The sequence below is a fragment of the Rhodopseudomonas palustris genome (genome assembly GCF_003031265.1).
GTDB classification, from domain to species: domain Bacteria; phylum Pseudomonadota; class Alphaproteobacteria; order Rhizobiales; family Xanthobacteraceae; genus Rhodopseudomonas; species Rhodopseudomonas palustris_H.
The window spans coordinates 1,089,345-1,108,619 of record NZ_CP019966.1; the positions used below are offsets into that span (position 1 = coordinate 1,089,345).

Below are 19,275 nucleotides of genomic sequence, written 5' to 3' on the forward strand. Positions count from 1 at the left end.
AAATGCATTGGTCCCGATGTCACCACCTGAGAGAGGCGCGGGATACGGTCCCGCTGCCAGTTCTCGCAGAGGGGCCATGGTGACAAAGCGGCGACCAGAGGGGATTCGAGACTACGAGGAGCCGGCGGGCGGGTGGGGTGCGCTGAAGGCGCTGGCCGTCGCGTTGAAGGAACAGCAGCTCATCGTCGACGGCGTTCCCACTCTCTTGAGGCAGAACCAGCCGGACGGTTTCGATTGTCCGGGTTGCGCCTGGCCGGACCCCAAGCACACCTCGGCCTTCGAGTTCTGCGAGAACGGCGCCAAGGCGGTGACCTGGGAATCGACGCAGAAGCGGGTCGGACCTGAGTTTTTCGCGCAGCATACGGTCGCATCGCTGTGGGAGCGATCCGATTATTGGCTCGAAGATCAGGGCCGGCTGACCCATCCGCTGCGATACAACGCCGAAACCGACAAATACGAGGCGGTCGACTGGCAGGCCGCGTTCGACGATATCGCCACGCGACTGAGCGCGCTCGACGATCCCAATCAGCTCGAACTCTACACCTCCGGCCGCGCCTCAAACGAAGCGGCGTTTCTGTTTCAGCTGTTCGGCCGCCAGTTCGGCACCAACAATTTCCCCGACTGCTCGAACATGTGCCACGAGGCGACCTCGGTCGGCTTGCCGCGGTCGATCGGCATCGGCAAGGGCACCGTCACGCTCGAGGATTTCGACAAGGCCGAACTGATCATCTCGATCGGCCACAACCCCGGCACCAATCATCCTCGGATGATGACGCCGCTCCGCAATGCGTCGCGGCGCGGCGTCAAGATCATCGTGCTTAACCCGCTGCGCGAACGCGCGCTGGAGCGCTTCGAGGCCCCGCAGGCGCCGATCGAAATGGCGACCACCTCGTCGACGCCGATCGCCTCGTGCTACTTCCAGGTCAAGGTCGGCGGCGACGCCGCCGCGCTCAAGGGGATCTGCAAGGCGCTGGTGGCGAAGGACAAGGCGGCGCGGGCCGCCGATCTGGCGCCGCTGCTCGATCACACCTTCATCGCCGGCCACACCGCAGGATTCGACGCGATGGTCGCCGATCTCGAGGCCTGCAGCTGGTCGGCGATCGAGCGCGCTTGCGGATTGCCGCGTGCCGATCTGGAGCGGATCGCCGACGACTACGCGGCCTCGAACGCCACCATCGTCTGCTACGGCATGGGCGTCACGCAACACGTCACAGGCACCGCCAATGTGCAGCAGATCGTCAATCTGCTGCTGCTGAAGGGCAACATCGGCAAGCCCGGCACCGGCATCTGTCCGCTGCGCGGGCACTCCAACGTGCAGGGCGATCGCACCGTCGGCATCACCGAGCGGCCGTCGGCGCAACTGCTCGATCGTCTTCGCGACGTGTTCGGCTTCGAGCCGCCGCGGGCCTTCGGCCATTCGGTGGTCGACAGCATCGCGGCGATGCGCGACGGCGCCGCCAAGGCGGTGATCTGCCTCGGCGGCAATCTGGCGATGGCGGCATCCGATCCGCAGGCGTGCTTTGCGGGATTCCGCGGGCTCGATCTCGCCGTGCATCTCGCTACCAAGCTCAATCGCACGCATCTACTCGCGGCCAGGACGACCTATCTGTTTCCGGTTCTGGGCCGCACCGACGCCGACATGCAGGCGTCCGGGCGGCAGGCGCTCACCGTCGAAGACTCGATGTCGATGGTGCATGCCTCGCGCGGCTTCCTCGCGCCGCCGAGCGATCAGGTGCGCTCCGAACCGGCGATCCTGGCCGGCATCGCCAAAGCGACGTTGGCCGGCCGGACACGGGTCGATTGGGATGCGCTGGCCGGCAACTACGACCTGATCCGGGATGCCATCGAAGAAGTCTTTCCGGAATTCGAGGCCTACAATGATCGGATCCGCAAGCCCGGCGGATTCCAGCTGCCGAATTCGGCGGCGATGCGGATCTGGAACACGCCGACCGGCAAGGCGAATTTCGCCATCTTCGCCGGCCTCGGAGAGGACGAGACCACCGCGGATCCCGACGTGTTGCGGATGACTTCGCTGCGCGCCCACGATCAGTACAACACCACGATCTACGGCCTCAACGACCGTTACCGCGGCGTGTTCGGCCGCCGCGATGTGCTGTTCGTCAATCCCCGCGATCTGGCACGGCTCGGCTTTGCCGAAGGCGACGTCGTCGACGTTGCCACTGCGCTGGACTACGCGCGGCCCGACCGCATTGTCCAGGGCCTGACATTGGTGAGCTACAATCTGCCGGACGGCTGCTGCGCCTCTTACTACCCGGAGATCCAGCCGCTGGTGGCGCTCGACTTCCGTGATCCGGAGTGCCTGACGCCGTCCTACAAATCGATCCCCGTCAAGATAACTCCCGCCGCGGCGTCGCTCACCGGCAATCGGGCGGTGGCACGCGACGGGATCGTCGGCAGATCCCCGGCCGCAACCGCCGCCGCACATGCTTCGCCCATATCCCCCAGCGAATGAACTGAACAGGCTCACCCGATGGATCAGCTCCTTCTCTCCCGACTGCAGTTCGCGTTTACGATCGGCTATCACATCCTGTGGCCGGCCTTCACCATCGGAATCGCTTGGTTCATCGTGGTGCTGAGCGCGTTGTGGCTGCGCACGCACAATGCGGTCTATCAGCACCTGGTTCGGTTTTGGACCAAGGTATTCGCGCTTGCTTTCGGCATGGGCGTGGTCACCGGCGTCGTCATCTCGTATCAGCTCGGGCTCAATTGGTCCGGCTACGCGCGAGCGACCGCCGATGCGATCGGGCCGCTGTTCGTGATGGAGGTGCTGACGGCGTTTTTCCTTGAAGCCGGATTCATCGGCGTGATGCTGTACGGACAAGAAAGGGTCGGGGAGAAGCTGCACTTCGTCGCCTGCCTGATCGTCGCGATCGGCACGGTAATCTCGGCGTTCTGGATCATCTCGGCCAATTCCTGGATGCAGACGCCGACTGCCTTCACCACCACGGCGGATGGCCGCTTCGTCGCCACCGATTTCTGGGGCGTGGTGTTCAATCCGTCGATGCCCTACCGGCTGGCGCATATGATCGCCGCGAGCTTCATCACCGGCGGTTTCGTGGTGACCGGCGTCTCGGCGTTCTGGCTGTGGCGCGGACGTCCCGCCGATCAGCCGGCGGCCCGCAAGGCGTTCTCGGTCTGCCTCGGCCTGTTGGCGGTGCTAATGCCGGCGCAAATGTTGATCGGCGATCAGCACGGGCTGAACACCCGCAAATATCAACCGATGAAGCTCGCCGCGATCGAGGCGCGCTGGGACACGGCGCGCCGCGTGCCGATCAATTTGATCGCATGGCCGGACGAGAAAGCCGAGCGTAACGACTACGCGCTCGAGATCCCGCTGCTCGGCAGCCTGATCCTGACGCATTCGCTGAACGGAGAGGTCAAGGGCCTGAAGGAAGTGCCGGCCTCCGAGCGACCGCCGGTGCTTCCCGTGTTCCTGGCCTTCCGCGTCATGGTCGGCTGCGGGATGCTGCTGCTCGCGGTTGCGTTCACCGGCTTGTATCTGCGCTGGCGCGGACGGCTTTACACTACGCGCTGGTATCAAATCGCCTGCATGGGCTGCGTCCCGCTCGGCTTCATCGCCACACTGGCGGGCTGGGTGGTCACCGAGGTCGGCCGGCAGCCCTATGTGATCTACGGGCATTTCCGCACGGCCGAGGCGGTGTCGCCACTCGCCACCGGTGCCGTTGCCGGTTCGATGGCGGTCGCCTTCGTGCTCTACAATTGCCTGCTGCTCGTCTTCTTTTGGTACGCCGGCCGGCTGGCGTGGCGCGGTCCAATGAGCGGACTGCCGACTCATCCGGCCGTGCCGCTGGCGACCGTCGCCGCCGCGCTCGGTCAGATCCCACAAGCCACCGGAGGTGCAAAATGAGCATGCTGGCGAACTTCGACTTTGCGTCCTTCTTCGCCGTCGCCGCGGCGATCGTGATCGGGCTCTACGTCGTGCTGGACGGCTTCGACCTCGGCGTCGGCATCCTGTTTCCGTTGGCGCCGCGCGCGTCAGATCGCGACGCGATGATGGCGACGCTCGAGCCGTTCTGGGACGGCAACGAGACCTGGCTGGTGCTCGGCGGCATGGTGCTGCTCGGCGCGTTCCCCCTCGCGTTCGCGATCCTGCTGCCGGCGTTCTACGTGCCACTGTGCCTGATGCTGTTCGGACTGGTCATTCGCGGCGTAGCGTTCGAATTCCGCTCGCAGGGCGGACGATTCCAGATCGTCTGGTCGGCGACCTTCGCGGCCGGTTCGTTCATCGCGGCGTTCTGCCAGGGAGCCGTTCTCGGGGCGTTCGTCGGGCGCAACATCACCGTGTCGGATGGCGCGTTCGCGGGTGGTCCGTTCGACTGGCTCGGGCTGTTTTCGCTCGCGACGGGACTGGGCGTGGTCGCCGCCTACGGCCTGCTCGGCGCCTGTTGGCTCGTTTGGAAGACGAGCGGATCGACTCAGAATTTCGGCCGCGAATTGATGCTGCCGACGCTTCTGTGCGCCGGCGCCGCAATCCTGCTGATCAGCGTCTGGACGCCGTTTGCCAAGCCGCAGATCGCCGAACGCTGGTTTGCATGGCCGGATTTTCTCTGGCTGACACCGCTGCCGATCATCGCGTTTCTGGCCGGGATCGGCATTCTGCTGACGCGCTGGAGCGAGCGCGAATGGGTGCCGCTGGCATTGTCGCTGTTGCTGTTCGTCACCTCGCTTGCCGGGCTCGGCGCCAGCGTGTGGCCGGAAGCCATTCCGGGCGTGATGACGATCTGGCAGGCTTCGTCGATGCACAGGACGCAGGTCATCGTCGCCGGCGCTGTCGTGATCATCGTGCCGATCATCCTGGCCTATATCGGCTATGGTTACTGGCTGTTCCGCGGCAAGACCAAACCGGTGCCGGAGTTTCCGCCACGCTGACGTCGCGATGGCCAGATTCAATGTCCGGCGCTTTGCTTCGGCGAAGCGCCGGACATTGAACTCAAATCAGTTCGCGATCCGGCGCGGCCACAGCGAGGGAAATGCACATGACGATGGGATGCAGACATGTCGCGGGGATCCGTACCGTCACGCCGAGCGCGCTCGGTTGTGAGGAGTGTCTGAAGATCGGCAGCCCGTGGGTCCACTTGCGGATCTGTCGAACCTGCGGTCACGTCGGATGTTGCGACGACTCTCCGCACAAGCACGCCACTCGGCATTTCCATGCGACCTGTCATCCGATCATCGAGGGCTACGACCCGCCGGAAGGATGGGGGTGGTGCTATGTCGACGAGGTCATGTTCGACCTGTCGGACCGCATGACCCTGCACAACGGACCTATTCCGCGCTACGTCTGAAGCGTCACTTAGGACCTGGCGCTCGCGGTTACGTTTCGAATGTGACTGCGCAGGCGGTACCTCTCGCGGGCCCATCATGAGGGTCCGGTTGCGCATACATTCGTATGATGTTCGGTCGAGCGCCCCCCTTCATATAAAGGAAGCGCGCAACGTGGCGCGTGACCGTCAATGTGGAGGTCGACCGTGTCGCATCAGTCCTGTCAGTTCGTCCGTGAAGCACAGCCGCAACGCCAGGACGGTGACATCCGGACCCAACTGGACGTCGGCGATCGGCAACAGGACGGGCCGCCGCATCCCCAGCCCGAGAAGATTGATTTCAAGAGCATCGCTGCGTCGATCAGCATCGTGACGGGCGATGCAGCAGCGGCTTCGGCGATCAAGCAGGGATGGCGGTGCCGTGTCGCCAACGACAGCCGCGAGACGGTCTTGAGCGTTCCTGACGTCGTACATTGGTTCACCTGCGAAGGTCAGGCCGTCTCTGGCGATCAGGATCCGGTGGCGGTCCGGCTGTCGGAGGCGCTGGCGGCAGCAGAGCGCGATCCATCGGAATTCTCGGCGCTTTATGCGGACGCCGTCCGCCTCGTCACAGTGGTTCGTCGCCTCAGCATCGAGGGACACACCGATGCCGTCCGCGAGTCGCAAACGACGGCCGCCGCGGGCCTTCCGAAGTGGCGGCTCAAGCTGGTCCACGATTACGTCACCACACATCTCGGCGAGAAGGTGACGCTGGCCGACATGGCGACCGCGGCACGGCTGAGCCGGATGCACTTTGCGGCGCTGTTTTTGCGCGCAACCGGCATGCGGCCCCATCAATATCTACTGCAGCGGCGAATTGGGGTGGCACAAGAGTTGCTCCTGGACTCCAACCAGCCAATCATCCAGATCGCCATTCAGGTCGGATTTCAGACCCAGGCGCACTTCACCACGGTCTTCAAGAAGATCACCGGTGTGACGCCGGCGAAGTGGCGGGAGATGGTGATGTCGCAGAGCTCGCATCCCGATCAGTTCGGCGGCCACGCCGTCGTCCCGTAGAGCACGGCCGCTTTCCCGTTACAATCGGTGGCGCTTCCGGGCGAATTCATCGCCCATCAGTTCGCCGCTGCTGCCTGTTTTGTGTCGCGTCCTCCGCATTTCGCGACCGCGGTCGCCCAATTTAACACCTGAGTACAATATTGCTTACCAAGCCGAATGGCATAATCCGCCCACAATCGTGGAGAGGCGAATAATGATTAGCGAGGCTTACATTCACGGCGGGACGTCGGTAATCCTTGAGACTCCGATCGGACTATACATGAATGCCGAGTGCAATCATCGGATCGCAAATAGTCTGCAGATGGTCGCGTCGCTGATTTCGATGGAAAGCATGCAGCTTCACGATGACCGGGCGCGGCGCAGCCTCGAAATGGCGGGCTTGAGAATACAGGCGATCGCTGGGGTGCATCGCAGGCTCTATTCCACGTCTCTGGGCGAAGACTCTCTTGATTTGGCCGATTATCTGATCTCGTTGATCGGTAACCTTCGTCCGCTGTGTCTGCCGTCTCTTAATTCGGGCAGACTGCTTGCGGACCTCATCCCGATGACGGTGCCGCCCGAAACGGCAACCAGCCTTGGTCTCATTACGGCGGAGGCGGTCGTCAATGCCTGCAAATATGCCTACAGCGATGGGCGATGCGGCGATGTTATCATTGAGATCCGCCGGAACGGTCTTGACAGAGGAACAATTTCGATCGCCGATACCGGGTGTGGACGTTCAGTTGATGATGGAGCTGCGAGGTCTGGTTTCGGAAGTCGCGTGATCGATCTCGCGGCGGACCGTATCGGCGCCACCGTCCGCTATGAGGACAATCGTCCGGGGACGCGGCTGATCGTCGATTTCCCGGTCGAATCTTCCACGCAGTACCCGGTATTGTCAGGATCTGAATAATCCCCGAAGCGAGGCCGGTCGCAGGGGCGAGGGGGGTCGACGATACGACAGCGCTCTGCCTTCCGGTGCCCGACGCACAAGCGAATTCCTGTCTTAGAAAAACACGGCCTGACGATGCCTGTTGAAGTACTTCGCGCGAACGCCCGGCGCGCGAGCCTGAGCGATGGCGACTTGACGATTTGAAGTCAGCCTGACGGCCTCGGAATCTCAGCTCGATATACAGAATTCAGCTGTGATGATGACGGCGGTGGATTGCGATACTCGCCTGCAGAGCGAACCTCAGCATGAGAGCCCGTGCCGCAATGCGGAAGGACTAAGGGAGCGCCGCAGTGTGCTGGCGCTCCCTTTTGGTTCGATCTGCCGTGGTCAACGCGCCGACTGCGCGGTGCTGGCGTTGCCGAACAGCAGATGCGGATTGACGGTGCACTCGCCGCCCACGCCCGAGGCGCTGGCCCGGCACGCGGCGAGCGTGCGATATTCGCATTCCAGCGCGTCAGCGGTGCCGTAATCGATGCACCATTTGTAGGAAGCGGCCGAGGCCGCGCTCGCGGTCAGCATGCCGACGCCAACAACCGACAGCATCAAAAGCTTTTTCATCGTTCCATCCTCGCTTGATCGGCAGCCATTTGCCGTGCACAAGCCATTTGCGCGCCGGTTCGTGATGTTCTTTTCCGATTATTTCGCGGTTGTTCGGATTCGAACGGCTGGTCACTCAAACCAAGGTTGGTATCAATTACGCCGTTTCGCCTGCGCAAGGCGCTTAGCTCATTGGAGAGCGAGTAACCTGCGCTGGCAAACCATCGTATGATGGAGCTCGTCACCCGCCGGATCCATCTGAGATGCACCCAGCCTCGAGGTGTCCGAGATGAGCGTATTCGACCACAGCGGCCGCGATGCTCGGCTTTTCTGGCACGGCTTACGGCAGGCGGTGCTGTTGCGTCTCGAAGCGTTGGCTCCCCGCGTGCTGTTCGGTCTACGCTTGTCGGCCTCTGTCTGCCTCGCGCTGTTCGCCACCTATTATCTCGAATTGCAGAACGCGTTTTGGGCGGCGACGACGGCGGCGATCGTTTGCCAGCCGAATCTCGGCGCATCGATCCAGAAGGGTCGCTTTCGCGCGATCGGATCGGCTCTCGGCGCTCTGGTCATGGTGGCGCTGCTGGTCGCGTTTCCCCAGCAGCGCGAACCGGCGCTGCTGCTGCTCGCGCTGTTCTGCGGTCTGTGCGCGGCCGCCGCCACATTGCTGCGCAATCTGGCGGCCTATGCGGCTGCGTTGGCTGGCATCACCAGCGCCATCATCTTCGCCGACACCATGATGGATCCTTCCTCGGCTCCCTTTCTTGCGATCGTCCGTGTAGGCGAGATCTACATCGGCATCTGGTCGGCCACTGTCGTCGCGATGCTGACCGGCTCTGGGTCGGCCCGGCGACAGCTGTGCCAGACACTCGGCCGGATCGCGGCCAATCTCCTCGCCGGCTTCTCCGCGGATGTCACCTCCGGTCGCGGTGCCGCTGATAGTCGTACCGCACGCATCGCCCTCGCGCGCGAGTTGGGCCCGCTCAATCTCGCCATCGACGCAGCCTTGGGTGAGCAATCGCCGGTGCTCGCCGATCGTGCTCGACTGCGCCGAATTCCGTTCGCGCTGCTGGATGCACTGACCAGCTGGCGAAATGCGGCTCGTTTCGGCGAGCGGTCCAGCGTGGCGGAGACTACCAGCCGCGGCGAGCTGCGCGCCTCGCTCGCTGCAATCGATCCGGCCCGATTCCAGACCGATCCGGCGGGCTTCCGGGATAGCTGCCGCACCACGCTCGGTCGCATCGACGCGACGCGGAGTAGCGATGTCGACGCGCCGATCGTGGTGGCGGCTCGCGACGTCGTCCAAGGCCTCGCCGCCGCGGCTGACGGAATGCTGGCCAAGGGGGCTGCCGGTAGCAACATCTCAACATGGCGAGCTTTCTTCGTTGTCGCCGACCCGCTGCCCGCGCTGGTGAACGGGGCCCGGACAGCCGCGGCGATCCTGGCGATCACCTGGTTCTGGGTGTTGACGGCCTGGCCGTCGGGGCCGTTTGCAATCGTCTTCACCGCGGTGGCCACGCTGATCTTCGCGTCGTTTGGAGACCACGCGGGTGATCTCGCCAAGGACTACACGATCGGCGTCGCACTGATGGCCGTGGTAGGGAGCGTGCTCTATTTTGGCGTGCTGCCGGCGCTATCGAGCTTCGCGGCCCTCATCGCCGTGCTGTCGGTGCTGTTCATCGTGCTCGGCATGATGCAAGCGGGGCCGTGGCACAGCGTCGTCTTCCTGGCGATGACGATCTCGTCGCTGCCGCTGCTCGGTGTCGGAAACCCGTTCACCTACGACGCCTCGGCGTATTTCAATTTGGCGCTGGCGATCGTGTCTGGAAGTGCGGTGGGGGCGATGTTCTTCGTCGCCATCCCGGTCGTGCCGCCGAGCCTTCGGCTGCGCCGCTTGATCGCTCTCTCGCTGCGCGATCTGCGTCGGCTGCTGTCGCTTCGGAGGACGCCCGATCAGCTTCGTTGGACAGCGCTGATGGCGCGGCGCATCGAGCTTCTGCCGTCGGAGGCGACGGCGGACGACGTCGCCGATCTGCTCGCGCTCCATGCAGTCGGTCGTGCAGCTCTCCGCCTCGGGCAAGAGGTTTCGGACGACCGCGCGCTGGGCCTGCTCCGAGCCGCCCTGACTGCGCTTGCCGATGGCCATTTGGCGGACGCGCGGATGATGCTGGTGACATGGCGTGGCCAGAGCCTCGCGCTCGATCCGCCCGACGGTGCGGACCACCGGCGCTGGATCGCCAGCCAGTCGCACATCGCCGTCATCATCGACGCGATCGACAACCATCCAGTGCTGCTGGCGACTCCGTTCCGTGGCTGGCAGCCGTTCTTCAAGGCATTCAGGTGAGGGGACCGATGTGATGTATCGGGAGGTCAATGTATTCGGCGTCTACGTCGCGCCGTTCGTGGTGATGATGGTGATCGCGTGGGCGGCCTCCGTACCGCTCGGCATCTTGGGCGCGCGGCTGCAGCTGGGCCGGTGGGTCTGGCACCCGGGTCTCTTCAATCTGTCGATTTACGTCATCGTCCTCTCGATCGTCGTCATCGTCTCGGGAGCTCATCAATGACGGCCGTTGATACTCCTGCAGCACGCCGGCTGTCGGTCGGGACGGTGCTCTCGGTCCTGGCCACGCTCGCCGCAGTCGCTGCAGCGGCCTTTATGGGCCGGCTGATGTGGCAGGCCTACATGGCCGCGCCGTGGACGCGCGACGGCACCGTGCGGGCCTATGTGGTCGGCGTGACGCCACAGGTATCGGGCCGGATTTCGCAGCTTTCGGTCAAGGCGGCGCAGTATGTCCGCAAGGGCGATCCGCTGATGAAAATCGATCCGGTCGATTTCCAGATCGCGCTGGCGAGCGCGGAAGCGACCGTCGCCAGCGCCAGGGCGGACCTCGTGAACAAGCAGGCCGAAGCCGAGCGCCGCAACCGTCTCTCGTCCCTCGCGGTCTCCAAGGAGGAGCAGCAGATCTATGCGACCGCGGCCGACATGGCCGCTGCGGCCTTGCATCAGGCGCTCAGCAACCTCGACAAGGCGCGGCTGGCACTCGGCCGGACGGAGATCGTCTCACCGGTCGACGGGTACGTCACCAATCTGGTCACCCAGGCGGGCGACTACGCCACCAGCGGCCAGCGGGCGTTGTCGATCGTCGATAGCGATAGTTTCTGGGTTGATGCGTATTTCGAGGAAACCTTGCTCCGCGGCATTCGCGTCGGCGACCGGGCGCGGGTCGCGCTGATGGCGTATCCGCAGACACTCGCGGGCGAGGTGGTCGGAATCGAGCGGGGTATCGCGGTGCCCAACGCCGAGTCCGATCCGTCCGGACTTGCAACGGTGAATCCGGTGTTCACCTGGGTGCGGCTGGCGCAGCGCGTCCCAGTCCGGATCGCGTTGAAGGATGTACCAACGTCGATCGTGCTCGCTGCGGGCCTCACGGCGACGGTGTCGATCCTGCCGAACAGCGCTCCCGCCGGCGCGAAGCCGATCGTGCCGCCGCCAGCGGAGTAGCATCGCAGCGATGCATCTAGAGCGTTTTCGAGCGAAGTAGATACCTGTTCGCGTGAAGAGAACGCGTCAAACAAAGATCGAGAACTCCGGTTCTAATTCTATCAGAACCGGAAAAGCTCCAGGCCGTCGCCCCAGGCTCAGGTGCGGGAGAGATGTCGATATTCACCCGGCGAGGTACCGACATGGCGTCGAAACGCCCGGGTGAAGGTGGCCTGTGAGGAGAACCGGCAGATGTAGGCGATTTCCGCCAAGCTCAGTCGGCCGTCTTTGAGCAGGTTCAGCGCGTGATCGAGCCTGCGCTCACTGATGAAGCGGTACGGCGGCGTTCCCGTCGCTTCCCGGAACGCCCGTGCAAAATGATGTTTACTGAGGCAGGCGACCTCTGACAGCTTCGACAGAGACAGGTCCTGATCGATGTTGTCGTAAATGTAGTCCAGCACCCGGCGCAGCCTCGCGTCGTCGAGCTTCGATGGTCCGCTGTCGGGGCTGAGGTGGATCCGGATGTCGTGGGAATAGTCGGAAACGAGATGCGCCACCAGGGACTGGGCGAGGCAGTCGATCAGGATCTTGCCGCTGCTGGTTTCTTCCTGCGCCTCCCGATAGATCCGCTGGCAAATCTGGCGGACCAGCTCGTCGTTGACGTCCGCCAGATAGGCGATGCTTGCAGGTGACAGCGATCTCGAACTCAGCTCGGAAAGACTGTCGAACTGCGACTTTGCAAGGAAGACATGCTGCACTACCGGCAGCGTTTCGGTGATCCGGATCGAATCCTCGGTGACGCCAATGGGACAGAACCACAGTGTGCCCGGTCGCGCCGTCGTATTCTGAAACGCGCTGCCGGAGCGACGCTCCACGCGTCCTGTCTGTGAGCCGGCGATGGCGAGGGTGACCTCCATCTGGTCGGGAATCGGCACCGGGATCTCGCCGGCGGGATGGCGTCGAACCTGCGTGCCGATGCCGTCCCAGCCTCGTCCTTCGGAGCTCAGAATAAGCTCGGCGGCTGGAAACTTTCGATCTCCGAACGCCTCCAGTCTGGTCATCTGGTCCTCGTCCTCAGGCTCATCGGCTGCATCCCGTCGCCCGTTGGCAATCTGGACCCGAGCCTCGTGCGGATCAAGCATATCAATCCTGGCCAAAACGTCGCTCGTCCGTGCAAAGACCGAGCCAGCCGGTTGAGGTAAGCCTATCCCTCAGGTCATCAACAGCTGTGGAATGCGACCTTGGCAACCTCGCAGCAGACATGTCACGGCGACGCGCGGAGCAGCTCCGCGGAGCCTGGGCCCTACCAAGCGATCAATCGCCAATGGTGGTCCGAACTCGCTTTTTCCTTCATAGGCCTGGCTGACGGGATCGAAACGCATCTCGCGGAGGACAAGAGCGGTCGAATCTGGCGCGTCCGCAGCGCGGCTGCGGGAACTTTTGCAGCGACCCGACTGGAGCGCGAGGCATCGGTCGCGGCCCGCGTGGGCGCCGCCGCGGCCGAGTTACCCGCCTATGTCGGCAATAGCGACAAGGTCGTCCTTGTCTATCCCGCCGCCGCCCGTCGCGCATTGGCATCGTTGCCGATCGGCGAGGTCGCGGTCGATCGCTTTCTCGCGATTGCAGAGGCCGCGGCCATTTCACTGTCGCGAGTGCATGCATGTGACGTCGTCCACGGAACCCTGGACCCCTGTAAAGTCCTCCTCGACGGGAACGGCAGCGTCCGCTTTGCGGAGTTCGGCCGGGCGCGCCTGACCGGACAGGAGTTTGCGCCCGATATATCCGGGCTGCCGCAGATCGACTTCAAGTATACGGCCCCAGAACAGGCCCGGCGAGATCACCCCGTGCTGGATACGCGAAGCGACCTCTATGCAGTGGGAGTGATCCTCTACGAATTTCTGGTCGGTCGTCCGCCACTGCTCGCGGCGAGCATTGCCGAGTGGCTACACGCCCATGTGGCAATCGATGTGCCGCCGCCGAGCCAGGTCCGGGCGCGTATTCCGCCTGCGATCGATGCAGTTCTGCTCAAGCTGTTGGCGAAAGATCCTGACCAGCGTTACGACACTGCGGGCGAGCTGCAGGCCGAGATTGCACGGATAGCAGCCTTGCGTGGAACGGCAGGCGCGGAGGATGCACTTTCCTATCCGTCCGGAAAGCTGGCCGTCCGGGCCCGTCTCGCCGACGCGTTGTTTGGCCGCAACGCTGAGCTCGACAGCTTGGTTCGTTCGCTGGACAATGTGCGGCAATCCTGCAGGGCCGAAGTGGTGCTGTTGTCGGGGCCACCGGGCGCGGGAAAATCCGCTCTCGTCGGCTGTCTGCTGAAGCGCGTCAGTCCGAGCGACGCCATCAGCGCTGTCGGCAAGGGTGACCCGCTGCGCAAGGCGATCCCGTATGCGCCCATTGTTCAGGCACTGCGCTCGGCCATGATCAGCCTCGTGGCCGGGGATCGTGAGGCGCGCGAGGCGGTACGTAGTCGTCTCGCCGAGGTCCCCGGCTGCGGCCGGCTGCTGACCGAACTCATCCCCGATGTCGAGTTGCTATCAGGGAGCAGTCGGCCTCTGCCCGAGGTTCCTGCCCATCTCGCGCAGGTCCGCACCACGCGCATCATCCGCGAGACCTTCGCCGCGCTGGCCTCTGCGCAAACGCCGCTCATCCTGTTTCTCGACGATTTGCAATGGTTCGACGGCGCCAGTCTCGACGTCGCCAAGGCGCTGCTCGACGCGCGCTCGTCGCACATCCTGCTGATCTGTAGCCATCGCAGCGACGAACGGAGTGATGGTCCCTGGAGCTCGCTGTCCGACGAAGCGCGCGCCTCCGGCATTCCCTGCACCGAAATGAACCTTGCGGCGCTTTCGCTGGGCGACACGGCCGAACTTATCGCCTTCGCCCTGAACCATCCGATCGATCAGGTCAGGGAGATGTCGGCGATCATTCATCGCGAGACCAATGGCAATCCGTTCTACATCGGTCAGATCGTGCAGAAATTGACCGACGAGCAGATCGTTTCGTTCGACGAAGCGCGACAGCAGTGGGTGTGGGACCAGGGCCGCCTGTTTCAGGGCTTCACGGTGATCGAATTCATGGCGCGCCGGCTCGAGGCGCTGCCCAAGCGCCAGCGCGAGGTGCTTCGTCATCTCGCCTGCCTCAGTCGGCGAGGATCGATCGAGGTTCTGGCCGGACTGACGGCGATTCCTTCGGACGATGCGCGCAAACTTGTCGACAGCCTGGTGCAGGCCAATCTCATCTTGCGCGCCGGGGGCTATCTCACATTTTCGCACGATCGCGTTCGCGAGGCGGCCTATTCGCTCACGCCGGAGCAGCGTCGGCCCAGTGAGCACCTCCGCATCGCGCGCTATTTTGTTGCTGGTGGTGACGGCGACTGCACCCCGGATCTGGCCTTCGATATCGCGACGCAGATCACGCGCGCCGATAGAGGCAGGCTTGATGACCGCGAGCGTGTGATCTTCGCCGGGGTGCTTCTGACCGCGGCGAGGACGTCGCGATCGACCGGCGCGGTCGAGCAGGCGTTGCGATTTCTCGACGTGGCCCGCGACCTGCGATCGCATAGCGGCGCCACGGACCGCGAGTTTCCGGTCTTCGCGATCGAGTGGCTGCGATGCGATTGCCTGCTCGCGCTCGCTGATACCGAGGACGCGCTCCTTGCACTCGGCCATTTAATGGACGTCGCCGTGACGCCCGTCGAAATCGCCGACACTTATCGTCTGCGGGCACTGGCTCTGACCATCAGGTCCGAATACGATTCGGCGATCGAGGCCGCGTTGCAGGGCCTCGCGGCGATCGGCATCGAAATCCAGCGTCTCCCAGATCTGGCCGACCTGGAGCAGCTCTATCGCGCTTGCCAGGCGCGGCTGGATGAACTGACGCCTGCCGGGATATTGGCTCTGCCCGACGCTTCCGATGAAGTCGCACGCGCAGCCCTCCCGCTGCTGTCGACGCTGATCTCAGCGTCCTTTGTTCCCGGCGACCTTCGCTTTCTTCACGTTCTCAAAATCGTCGAGCTCACATTGGACTACGGCCTGACGCCGGAGTCCGCCTATGGGCTGGCATGGTTTGGCGTCTACGGCGCGCATCACTTCGCGGCGTATGAGCAAGGGGTGATCTGGGCGGAAGTCGCTTGCCGGATGGTGGAGCGCGAGGGCTACGAAGCGCAACGGGCCGCGGCTCTGATCGCGTTGGACCAAGTTAGCGTCTGGACCAGGCCGATGCGTTTTGCGCTCGAGCGCGCGCGCGAAGGTGCCCGCGTCGGCCAGGCTGCGGGCGATCTCGGCATGGCCTGCTATGCGCGCAACCACATCGCCTCTAATCTTCTCGTGCTCGGCGAGCCCCTCGACGCGGTTCGAGCCGAGATATCGGAAGGCCTCACCTATACCATCGAGATCGGCTACAAGGATATCGAGCGTATCCTCGACGCCCAGATGGGCCTCGTCACCGCACTGCTGAGCGGAGACATCGATCGCCATCGCGTCCCCGACGCTGACTCCATCACGTCGAAGGTGACCCAGTTCTGGGTGAGCTACTACGCCGGCGTCACCGCCTTGCTGTTCAATCGGGATGCCGCGGCGCTGCGCCATCTGGAGAAGGCGATGGACTTGGCGTGGTCCGCGCCGGCGCACATCGACACCGCGCAGTGCCAGTTCTTCTTCGCGCTGGCATCGTGCCGTTCGATCGCGGCAGGCCGACCGACCGATGACAAGATCGCGCGCCTCGACACGGTCCGCACGCGCTTCGCCGAATGGGCGCGTTTGAATCCGGACACGTTCGAGAGCAAGCATCTTATGCTTGAAGCCGAAGCCGCGCGGCTGGGCGGTGACGCCGTGGCCGCGCAGAGATTGTACGAGCGGGCGGCCCGTGTCGCGGAGAGAACGGGCTTCATCCACGAGCAGGCGCTCGCCCACGAGCTGGCCGGGACTTACTACACGGAGGCCGGTCTATTCGTCCCGGCGCAGGGCTACCTGATTGCGGCGGGCGCCTGTTATCGTCAGTGGGGCGCGATCGGCAAGGCCACGCATCTCGCCGTTCGATTTCCGCTCCACGCGGGCAGGGTTGCTCCGGCGGAGGACGGGATCGGCCAGCGCGAGCTCGATCTTGCGGCGCTGACGGCGGCGGCCCAGACGCTGGCCGAAGAGGTCGGCCTCGAGCAGGTGCTACGAACCTTGATGCGGAGCATGGTCGTCCATGCGGGCGCACAGTTCGGTTTGTTCCTGCTGGTGCAGGACGGAGCTGCGGGAATCGAAGCCTCGGCACGGGTGGAGCGGCAGGAGATCCGGGTCGATCTCTACAGCGCGATCCCGACGGACGACGACCTGCCGCTGTCGTTGATGAAGACCGTGATGCGGACCAAGAAGGCTGTGACCTTCTCCGACGTCTCGGCGGACGCGCCGCAGCTCGATGCTGCCGGACCGCGCCGCCGGGCCGCCCGCTCGCTGGCCTGCATCCCCTTCATCAAGCGCGGCGATCTGGTGGGCGTGCTGTATCTGGAGAATTCGCTGGCCGCCAATGTCTTCACCCCCGGCCGGACCGCGATGCTTGAGGTGCTGGCCGCGCAGGCGGCGATCTCTCTGGACGCGGCGCGGCTGTATCGCAACCTGATCGACGAGAATCGGCGCCGGGCCGAGGCGGAGTTTCAACTGCGGGAGGCCCGGGCGGAGTTGGGGCGGACCTCGCAAATGACCGCGCTCGGCAGTTTCGCCGCCTCGATTGTGCACGAGATCAATCAGCCGATCGCCAGTATTCTGGCACAAACCGAGGCCGCGCTGCGCTGGCTCAACCGGGAGCAGCCCGACATCGGCGAGGTGACCCAAGGGCTGACCCGGATCAGGAATTCGGGACGCCGCACCGCCGATATCGTCAAGTCGCTGCGGGCGCTGGGAAAGCAGGCGCCGGCGACATTATCTCCGATCTTTCTGGAAGAAGTGGTGGAGGAAGTCACGAGGTTGGTCGCCGAAGACCTCGATGCGGACAGCGTGCAGATGGCGGTGGAGCTGTCCGATCGACGGCGCAGTATTTTTGCCGATCGCGTCCAGCTGCAGCAGGTCATCTTTAATCTCGTCACCAATGCGATTCACGCGATGGCCGAGATGGAGGTGAGCGCGAGGCGGATCGTGATCAGGACCACCGAAGCCGGCGACGGAATGGTTCGCCTCACCATCGAGGACAGCGGCTGCGGCATGTCCGAGGAGGTGCGCAGCAGGATTTTCGAACCGTTCTTCACCACTAAGACGGCGGGCATGGGCGTTGGGCTCGCGATCTGCCGCTCGATCGTGGAGCTGCATCGCGGCACGATCGACGTGCGTTCGACGCCTGGGCAGGGCAGTACGTTCGAGATCTCCATCCCCGTCTGCGAGCACGTCGCGACCTGAGCATATCTTGGTATTATTGGGGCCTGACATTTGCGGTCCCAACTCCTAACCGGTGCCGCGCGAAGTCACCGCTGCCGCCTCGTTGAAAGGTTCCGGCCGGACAAGCGCGCCAAAGGTTCTGGAGCGGAAGCAATGGCGAGCGAGACTGTGACACCGACCCTGCGTGATGTGGCGATCGGCCTCACGGCGACAGGCGATCGCCGCGAATTCGACAGCATGGGCAGCGTCGACGTTCCCGCCGACCGCTATTGGGGTGCGCAGACGCAGCGCTCACTGCAGCATTTCTCGATCGGCGGCGACCGGATGCCGAAAGCGGTGTACCACGCCTATGGCTACGTCAAGAAAGCCTGCGCGCTGGTCAATCACGCGGCGGGGCGGCTGCCGGCCTGGAAGACCGAGGCTATCGTCCGGGCCGCCGACGAGACGATCTCGGGCGCGTTGGACGATCACTACCCGCTGTTCGTGTGGCAGACCGGCTCCGGCACCCAGAGCAACATGAACGTCAACGAAGTCGTTTCCAACCGGGCGATCCAGCTGCTTGGCGGTACGCTCGGCACGCAGCAGCCGGTCGGGCCGAACGATGACGTCAATATGGGCCAATCCTCGAACGACACCTTTCCGACCGCGATGCACATTGCCGCGGTGACGGCGATCGACGACCAAGTTATGCCGCAGCTCTCCAAGCTGATCGAGATCATCGAACGCAAGGCCGACGGCTGGAAGGATGTCGTCAAGATCGGTCGTACCCATCTCGAAGACGCCGTGCCGCTGACGGTCGGCCAGGAGTGGCACGGTTGGGCTGGCCAGTTGCGCGACGCACGAGATGCGATCGAAGCCAGCCGCGCCGGTTTGTATCAGCTCGCCGTCGGCGGCACTGCGGTCGGCACCGGCCTCAACGCGCCGAAGGGGTTTGCGGCCGACGTCGCCGCCAGGATTGCCGAGCTCACCGGCAAGCCGTTTGTCACCGCTCCGAACAAATTTGCCGCCCAAGGCTCGCTCGACGCGATGGTGCGCGCCCACGGCGCGTTGCGCGATCTCGCGGTGGCGCTGATGAAGATCGCCAACGACATGCGCTGGCTCGCCTCGGGGCCGCGCTGCGGCTTCGGCGAATTGCTGCTGCCGAGCAACGAGCCCGGGTCCTCGATCATGCCCGGCAAGGTCAACCCGACGCAGTGCGAAGCGATGGTGATGATCTGCATTCAGGTGATGGGCAACGACAGTGCCGTCGCTTTCGCCGGCAGCCAGGGCAATTTCGAGCTCAACGCGATGCGCCCGGTGATCATCAACAACTTCCTGCATTCGGCGCGCATCCTTGCCGACGGCTGCGAAAAATTCCGGACCTATTCGGTCGAAGGCACCGAGCTCAACCGCGACCGCATCGCCCAGTATGTCGAGGGCAGCGTGATGCTGGTCACCGCGCTGTCGCCGGTGATCGGCTATCAGAACGCCGCACACATCGCCGAGGATGCGATTGCAAAGGATCTTACGCTGAAGCAGGCAGCGCTCGCGTCCGGAAAGGTCGACGAGGCGACGTTCGACCGCATCGTCAGGCCGATCGACATGGTCGGCAGCGGCCTCGCGGGCGCCTGA

The 19,275-nt window shown here is 64.1% G+C and carries 13 protein-coding genes; 11 read left to right on the top strand and 2 right to left on the bottom strand.

The window, feature by feature from the left end:
* Window positions 1–79 precede the first annotated feature (79 nt).
* The 6 genes from RPPS3_RS05055 (at window position 80) to RPPS3_RS05080 (ending at window position 7,251) form a co-directional block, all read left to right on the top strand.
* Window positions 80–2,473: an FdhF/YdeP family oxidoreductase gene (locus RPPS3_RS05055; protein ID WP_283812315.1), complete on the top strand. Its 2,394-nt coding sequence runs from the start codon at window positions 80–82 to the stop codon at window positions 2,471–2,473.
* A gap of 18 nt (window positions 2,474–2,491) precedes the next feature.
* On the top strand, window positions 2,492–3,889 hold the full coding sequence (locus RPPS3_RS05060) for a cytochrome ubiquinol oxidase subunit I (protein ID WP_107343124.1): 1,398 nt from the start codon (window positions 2,492–2,494) through the stop codon (window positions 3,887–3,889).
* Window positions 3,886–4,911, top strand: coding sequence for a cytochrome d ubiquinol oxidase subunit II (locus tag RPPS3_RS05065; RefSeq protein WP_107343125.1), 1,026 nt, complete (start codon window positions 3,886–3,888; stop codon window positions 4,909–4,911). Before RPPS3_RS05060 ends, RPPS3_RS05065 begins: the two co-directional genes overlap by 4 nt.
* 107 nt (window positions 4,912–5,018) lie before the next feature.
* Window positions 5,019–5,327 carry a UBP-type zinc finger domain-containing protein gene (locus tag RPPS3_RS05070; protein ID WP_199852190.1) on the top strand — a complete coding sequence of 103 codons (309 nt, stop codon included), beginning with the start codon at window positions 5,019–5,021 and terminating at the stop codon, window positions 5,325–5,327.
* A 183-nt stretch (window positions 5,328–5,510) separates the two neighbouring features.
* A complete protein-coding gene (locus tag RPPS3_RS24585) occupies window positions 5,511–6,359 on the top strand; it encodes a helix-turn-helix domain-containing protein (RefSeq protein WP_199852191.1) in 849 nt (282 codons plus the stop codon).
* Window positions 6,360–6,618: 259 nt separating this feature from the next.
* A complete protein-coding gene (locus tag RPPS3_RS05080; protein ID WP_234820102.1) occupies window positions 6,619–7,251 on the top strand; it encodes a sensor histidine kinase in 633 nt (210 codons plus the stop codon).
* 366 nt (window positions 7,252–7,617) lie between these two features.
* On the opposite strand, the gene RPPS3_RS05085 is transcribed toward RPPS3_RS05080, so the two are convergent.
* A complete protein-coding gene (locus RPPS3_RS05085; protein ID WP_012494999.1) occupies window positions 7,618–7,848 on the bottom strand; it encodes a DUF3551 domain-containing protein in 231 nt (76 codons plus the stop codon).
* A 268-nt stretch (window positions 7,849–8,116) separates the two neighbouring features.
* On the opposite strand from RPPS3_RS05085, the gene RPPS3_RS05090 reads away from it, so the two are divergent.
* The 3 genes from RPPS3_RS05090 to RPPS3_RS05100 are packed head-to-tail and all read left to right on the top strand — an operon-like array spanning window position 8,117 to window position 11,326.
* Window positions 8,117–10,168 (top strand): FUSC family protein, encoded by a 2,052-nt coding sequence (locus tag RPPS3_RS05090; protein WP_107343127.1) that lies wholly within the window; start codon window positions 8,117–8,119, stop codon window positions 10,166–10,168.
* A gap of 13 nt (window positions 10,169–10,181) precedes the next feature.
* Window positions 10,182–10,388 (top strand): DUF1656 domain-containing protein, encoded by a 207-nt coding sequence (locus RPPS3_RS05095; RefSeq protein ID WP_107343128.1) that lies wholly within the window; start codon window positions 10,182–10,184, stop codon window positions 10,386–10,388.
* On the top strand, window positions 10,385–11,326 hold the full coding sequence (locus RPPS3_RS05100; RefSeq protein WP_107343129.1) for an efflux RND transporter periplasmic adaptor subunit: 942 nt from the start codon (window positions 10,385–10,387) through the stop codon (window positions 11,324–11,326). The genes RPPS3_RS05095 and RPPS3_RS05100 overlap by 4 nt, the downstream gene beginning before the upstream one ends.
* A 137-nt stretch (window positions 11,327–11,463) precedes the next feature.
* On the opposite strand, the gene RPPS3_RS05105 is transcribed toward RPPS3_RS05100, so the two are convergent.
* Window positions 11,464–12,447 (bottom strand): helix-turn-helix domain-containing protein, encoded by a 984-nt coding sequence (locus RPPS3_RS05105; RefSeq protein WP_234820104.1) that lies wholly within the window; start codon window positions 12,445–12,447, stop codon window positions 11,464–11,466.
* A 99-nt stretch (window positions 12,448–12,546) separates the two neighbouring features.
* On the opposite strand from RPPS3_RS05105, the gene RPPS3_RS05110 reads away from it, so the two are divergent.
* A complete protein-coding gene (locus RPPS3_RS05110; RefSeq protein ID WP_107343130.1) occupies window positions 12,547–17,685 on the top strand; it encodes a trifunctional serine/threonine-protein kinase/ATP-binding protein/sensor histidine kinase in 5,139 nt (1,712 codons plus the stop codon).
* A gap of 132 nt (window positions 17,686–17,817) precedes the next feature.
* Entirely contained in the window at window positions 17,818–19,275 is a 1,458-nt protein-coding gene (gene fumC, locus RPPS3_RS05115; RefSeq protein ID WP_107343131.1) for a class II fumarate hydratase, read from the top strand.